Origin of the sequence: Planomonospora antibiotica, from assembly GCF_014647955.1 — a bacterium.
Taxonomy (GTDB): Bacteria; Actinomycetota; Actinomycetes; order Streptosporangiales; family Streptosporangiaceae; genus Planomonospora; species Planomonospora parontospora.
This window is the reverse complement of the sequence record NZ_BMQE01000063.1, coordinates 24,638-30,901: the sequence shown is the minus strand read 5'-3', so window position 1 is coordinate 30,901 and position 6,264 is coordinate 24,638. Positions and strand designations below refer to the sequence as shown.

5 protein-coding genes are annotated in these 6,264 nt (G+C 69.1%); all 5 read right to left on the bottom strand.

Annotated elements, in window-relative coordinates:
- Positions 1-218: 218 nt before the first annotated feature.
- The gene (locus IEZ06_RS32605) at positions 219-1,121 is read right to left on the bottom strand and encodes a helix-turn-helix domain-containing protein (RefSeq protein WP_203872318.1); all 903 of its coding nucleotides are present in this window, start codon (positions 1,119-1,121) and stop codon (positions 219-221) included.
- Positions 1,105-1,878: a hypothetical protein gene (locus IEZ06_RS32600; RefSeq protein WP_189240521.1), complete on the bottom strand. Its 774-nt coding sequence runs from the start codon at positions 1,876-1,878 to the stop codon at positions 1,105-1,107. The genes IEZ06_RS32605 and IEZ06_RS32600 overlap by 17 nt, the downstream gene beginning before the upstream one ends.
- Before the next feature lie 1,926 nt (positions 1,879-3,804).
- Entirely contained in the window at positions 3,805-4,053 is a 249-nt protein-coding gene (locus IEZ06_RS32595; RefSeq protein WP_068899657.1) for a hypothetical protein, read from the bottom strand.
- Between the two features lie 272 nt (positions 4,054-4,325).
- Positions 4,326-4,634 (bottom strand): hypothetical protein, encoded by a 309-nt coding sequence (locus IEZ06_RS32590; protein ID WP_189240520.1) that lies wholly within the window; start codon positions 4,632-4,634, stop codon positions 4,326-4,328.
- A 325-nt stretch (positions 4,635-4,959) separates the two neighbouring features.
- Entirely contained in the window at positions 4,960-5,838 is an 879-nt protein-coding gene (locus IEZ06_RS32585; protein ID WP_189240519.1) for a hypothetical protein, read from the bottom strand.
- Positions 5,839-6,264 lie beyond the last annotated feature (426 nt).

Here is a 6,264-nt window from a genome sequence, read left to right as displayed (position 1 = left end):
TGGCCGTACTCACCGGTGGCTTGCCGCACGTCCGAGATCCTTAACTACGCGGCCTTGCGTCTTGGCCTGACTGAAGGCAGGCGCGGCCCAGGCCGGAGTACGGGACGGGCCGAACGGAGGCGGATCCTCCAGGGTCCACAACTCCCACGCCCGCTCTTCCTCGGTCCGGATGTCGAACCAAGGCGGGTCCACCAAAGGCGGGTCCACCAGCGGCCGCCTCACCCTTTCTCCTGCGGCAGAGCGGCGTGAATGCGGATGTGCCGCAAGATCGCCGCGCAGTGCCGCATGGCCTCGGCCATGGGGCCGGTGTCGGCGTCGGTGCCGCGCTCCAGTTGGGCGCAGTACAGTGCCGCCCAGGCATCCCAGGACAGCAGCGTGTGCTCGCCGGAGGTCTCCGGGACGTCCCCGCCGACCGGGAGGGTCATCGCCAGCTCGGCCTTGGCTTGCGGGCTGAGGGCCTCCCACTGCGGGCCGCTCATGGCCGGATCGAGCGCGGGGGCGCGGCCGGACTCGTCGACGACCATGCCGATCGCCCCGGCCAGCGCCCGGCCGGTGCTGCGGTAGGCGTAGGCGGCCTCGTGGGTAGCAGCGGCGTCGGCCAGATCGGCGAAGTGCTCTACTGCGGCCTCCCACACTTCCAGCTCCACCTCCACTGCCACGGCGATGTCTCCGGCGACCAGCCGTTCGATGGTCTCCAGCGGCAGGTCGGTCAGCTCGCGGATCTGTCGCGGCGACAGCCCGGCCATCCGCGCGCCGCGCACCAGCGGGTCGCGCCGGTCGATCAGTTCCTGGTTGGCCAGAGCCCAATCGCGCAGGGCGGCGTCAGCGGCGTCTTCGTCACCGAAGTACAGGGCGGGCTCCCCGTAGGTGGCCCCTGCCGTGCTGGGGGAAGCGTCGTCCTCACCCAGGATCTGCCCCACCCGCTGCGAGCTGATGCCGAGCTCGCGGGCGGCCTTGGACCGGTTGCCACCATGGGCCTCAACCAGGGCTTTGACGGCCTTGCGGTACAGCTCGCCGTACAGGCGGGAGGCGTCCTCGGCGGCGGCCTTGGCAGCGCGGGCGCGGCGGGCCGGATCTCCGATCGCGGAGATCGCCCCGGCCGGATCAGCCGGCGTAGACATAGAACTCCTCCTGTGCCTCGCGCTGCTGCTCGTCATAGATCTGCGCCATGGCGCGCCGGAAGTCGGCGACCTCATCCTCGGTGGGGGTGTGCATCGCCACCGGGTACTCCACGGTGACCGTGCGCTCCCCGTGCCCGGTATCGTCACCGGTCACCTCCACCCGGACGGCGTCGTAGACCACGCTCGACACGATCATGCCGAGCGCCTGGCACAGAGCGGCGAAGACGTTCTCCTTGGCCTGCCGGTCGGCGGCCAGCTCCAGGCGAGTCTCGGCAACCTCCTCCAGGGAGGTCGGACAAGCCCAGCGCCCGTCGTCGATCTCCTCACCGAAGCGGGCCCGGCCGCGCTCGACGCATTCCCACTCGCCGCCGGGCACGCGGCCCCACCGAGTCCAAGCGTAGGGGGCCAGCGCGACGCCAGCGACGTCGCTGGCATCCCAGCCCGGCCCTTCGGAGGTCACGGCGAGCTCGCGCACCTGGGCCTCGTAGTGTGCCTCGGCGTCGGCATCGTCGTCGAAGTCGACGATCTCGGAGCCTTCCGGGATGTACTGGACGACGGCGCGGCGCCCGACACCGAGGGGGCTGGTGTAGGCCACCAGGGTGATGCTGTGCGTCTGCTGTCCGTATTTGTCACTGGCAGTACTGGAGCGCAGCATGATGCCCTCTTCCAGGGCCTGGAGGATCTTCTCCTGGTGCTCGGGCGTGAGGTGGCCGAGCTGGACGGCGGTCCGCTCCCCTGTGGATTCAATGACTCGCATACCAGTCATGAAACCACAACTTTCAGCACATTGAAAGTGGAACTTTCAGTCTGCTGCAAGGGCGTCTTTCATCATGGTCGCCCCAGGTGTCCTGACGGCTATCCCCTGCAGGCTGCGCCTAGCGACCCCTAGGATCACCGCTCGGCTCGCGCGCCACGTAAGCCCTCGAAAAGGTCCATCACCCCCCTTTCGGGCAGCGATGCAGCCTGGCTCTCCTCGCACGGATGGCGATCTCCGCGAAGGCGACGCCCGCAGGACCTGGCTGTAGATCAGCATGCCTGAGCGAAGCCCGAGGTGTCCGCACCAGGGCACTCCGGCATCGGTGTACACACGCGAGGCCGGTAGCGGGCATCACGGCCGGCATCGCAGAGGATGCTCTGCCGCGCTGGGGCCGCTTCGGCGTCCCGAGGTACGCCCGGGCGGAGAACCACGGCGACGACGTCGACGCCCGCCACCCGGTCGTCGACGCCGAGTCCCGCAAGTACGGCATGAAGAGCCCCTGACCAGGGCCGTTGGCAGCGCGGCACCTCCCAGGACGCAGCACACCGCCCTCATCGATGCGCCTTTCTACGACAGACCCGCGAGCCGCCCTCGCCCCCTTCTCGAATATGCACGCAGGCGTGATGAATATGTCAACCGACAAAACGCGGACGGGAGCGCAAGAATGACACGAGAGTGCCGCAGACTTGCTAGGATGAACGCCAGTTCGTCGCCCGGCGATCACTCGGTAAAGGACGGCCACGCCTCTAGAGGTGGCCGATAGGACTGCGGCACCTCCGACAAGGTGATCAGTCCACCGAGGGAAGGTGAACACCTGTGCCGGACACGAACCCCGAGGGGCCAAGCCCGGAGGAGCGGCTACTGCGCTGGCAGTTCCTGCTGATCCTGCTGGAATGGTTCCTCAGCCAGTAGGGGCCCAGCTCGTGAGCTGAGCCCCCGTGCGGCGATGAGGCCCCGTTCATGGTTTGTCGGCCGGAGCGGGGTCTCTTCGTCTGCTCCCCTCGGCGAAGCGATGACGTTCCTCCTCGCCGGGGAGTCTTCCCCCATCGTAGCAAATTCGATCCGTTCCTCGTCGCAGTTGCCGCGACCGGCTTCCTTTCCAATCATTCCTATTCTCCTTTCCAATCATTCCAGCGATGTCCTGCTCCCGTCGTCTACGGGATTCCTTTCCATTCCATCGTTTAAGCGGTGCTCCCCTCCTACGGGTCGCGTCATCACCGGCGCGTTCACAGCTTTCCCATTGCGGTCTCCCAGAGGCTGTCATCGCGCCAGGCGCGCTAATTCCCTGCAACCGCCTCAGGGTGGAAATACATCGCCGCAGGTCACAGACGTGGTGAGGTGGTCGGCTGCCTGGGACGCAGGGCCTGATCGTGCTCTTCGTCGCGTCGGTCTCCTGAACCGTCCGCGGATGCAGGGCCGCGCCAGTGACGGCCGGGCGGTGCAATGGTGGTCGGGTCCACCTCGTGGAGCCTTCTCCGCAATGTCACGCCAACGTCCGGATCCCCCGGATCGTCCAGCGCTGCTGCGGCGCACGGCGGCGCGGTGGGTGATCGCGGGCGCGCCGGCCGGCCGCTGATGTACCTTCCGGCATCGCGCCGGGGAGCGGCTATCAGCAGCGAGTTCGCTGTGGGCTCCCGGCCACAGCGTCAAGGGCGCGGACCTCGCCGTCTCTTATTGACCTCGCGGAGCGTGTCGTAGTTAGGCTCCCTCGCACACCTACAGCCTCCGTGAAGAACCACATCGCGTTGTTGTAGTACCGCTCGCGATCGAGGTCGCCCGGCCCCGGCCTGAACCGGGTCGCTTCCAGGGGGCTGCTGCCTCTGCCGTAGAAACAAGATCGTTCCGGGAGGCTCGGGTGGGGCTCCTCGACGAGAGCACCACCGCGACCGACTCAGCACCGAGCACGAGCTCTTGGCGCATTGCCTCCTACCGGTGGCGCTGCCGAGCCCGCACGATGAGCAGCACCGTGATTGTCACCAGCGCCAGTCCGGTGCCCACGGCGGTAACGGCCATGCCAAGCCAGCGCAGTACGTCGACGATGGCGACAAGCCCGTCCGGCGCCTCGGAAGCGCCGCTGGCACGCGCGTGGACGATGCTGCTGCTTCCCCACACCAGCCCGCCTCCGACAATGACGAAGAGCGGGATCTTCCAGGGCGAATCGTCGCGGTGGACCACGGTGGCTCTCCGTTCGCGGACGGATGGTGATCAATGGGTGAGCTCAAGGATCGCACGCGCTGAGCGCTCACGGGTGTGGGCGGGCGTCGCTGATCGCTTGGATGTGTTCCGGCGCGACGGCAACCGCGTCATTCACCGCGGAACAGGTAGGCGGTAGGTACGGCCAGCAGAACTCGGCCCAGTGCTCCAGCCGTCGGCGGGAACGGGCCGCGAGCGCCGCCAACTCAGGATGGTCTGGCTGTTCTCAGCCCGGATCCCTCGGGCCCTTAACGTCAGACCCTCTCCCAGCCACCTTTCCGAGCCCGCTCAAGGGGCAGCAGCGCGATCGTCCACATCGCGCCCGCTACGGCAGTGACCAGGCCGACCTGGCGGATCACGTCGAAGACGTTCGCAAACCCGCTTTCCCAATCTGGCACCGATGCCCCGGCGAGCCGAGTCTGCACGAACACGTCGGTGAGTTGAGCGTGCAGGAAGCTGCCGAGTGCCCACGTCAGCGAGCCCATGACGAGCATGGCGAGCGCCACGTGCCACAGGCGGGTAGGAGACTCCGGCCGGCGGGCAGGCGTGTGCGGCTTCCTCATGGCGGGGCTCCATTCGAAGGTGGATGCTGATCAGCGCGGTCAGCTTAAGGATCGCTCAGGATGCGCTCCGGCGCAGGCTCTCGGGCGAGAATCGGTCATTTGCCGCAGAGCAGGTAGGTGGCCGCGGTCAGCAAATGCGGTGCCCGGCCGCACGGATTTTCCCGCATGGTCGGGCCGTTGGCACCGTGTGCCGCGTGTTCGGGCAGGCAGCCGGGCCGGTCGGGTGGGCTCGGCGATCATTTTGAGCACGGGCTCGGAGGGCTGCGATTCGATGCCGGGCGGGGTGCGCATCGCGATCGTCCTTTCGTCGGCGAAGGGGCCGGGGTCAGCCGTCGTGCGCCGGGGGCGCCGAGGCGGATGCGGCGCGCAGTGTGGCCAGTTCGCCCCGCAGATCGTCACGCTGGTCCTGCAGGTCCTTGATCAGGCGCTGGTCGGCCTCGTGCAGGGCCCTCAGCCGGACTACTTCCGCGGACTGGTGCGCGGCGTCCTGGTGGGCCCGGGTGAGATCGTCACGCAGAGCGCGCTGCTGGTCGTCGGTGGTCTCACGCAGCCGGGCCAACTCGGCGCGTACCGCGTTCGTCTCCTCGTGCGCCTGGGCGGTCGCAGCCTGGGCGGTGGTGAGCTGGCTGGTCAGCTCGGTGATGTGTGCGCGTTGTTCGGCGCGGTGTTCTTCCAGCTGGGCGAGGCGGACCCGTAGCGCGTCCAGGTCGCTTTTCTGTGTGGCCAGCGTCTCGCGTTGCTGGTCGATGGTGGCTTGCGCGTCCTGCAGGCGGGTGCGCAGCCTGCGGAGTTCGTCGGCTTGGGCGGCAGTGATGGTCTGAGCGTGCTCGGCGGCGGCCTCGGCGGTGCCGCGGGCCCGTTCGGCGGCGCTGATGCGCGCCTCGGCTTCGCGGCTGATGCGTTCGACGGTGGCGTGGGCGGTGCTTTCACGGTCCTCGGCGAGGCGTTGTGCGGCGGCGGCCTCCCGGGCGGCGCGTTCGGCGGCGATGCGCGCGCGCTGGGCGGCCTCGCGCTCGTCCAGGGCCAGGGCCGCCTCGGCTTCGGCCTCGGCAGCGGCGGCCTCGGCACTGGCGATGCGGGTCAGCGCGCCGGTCTCGATGGTCTGGACCTGTTCGGCGAGAGCCGTCGCGAGCTCGTGGAGTTGCGCGGCCAGCGGGCGGGCCTGGTCCAGCAGCGGGCGGGCCTCGAGCACCGCGGTGGTCACGGTTGCCAGCTCGGCGGCGCGGCGCTGCCGGGAGGCGGCGTTCTTGCAGGCGGGGGAACACCAGAGGCGGGCGCGGCGGCCGGTGGAGGGCGGCAACGGCTTGTCGCAGTGGCCGCAGCGGCCATGCGGGGCTCTGGGGTCGGCGGGACGGTCCGCCGCGGTGGCATCGGCCGTGGACGGCGCGGTCTCGGTCGGGGTCGACGCGGTGGGGGCCGGGCCGGAGGGGAGGCTGCGGTCGGGGCTCAGGGTTTCTCACCTTTCGGTTTGCTGCCGGGCGGCGCCACGGCGTGAGGGGATCTTCTCGCAGGAGGCGGCGCGGCGCCTCTTGGGCCGGGAGTTCCGTACCGCTCTGTCGGAATCATCCCAGTATGTGAACTGGCCTCCCGTACCGCTTATTGCCGTCATCGCACCGCCGCAGGGCGACCT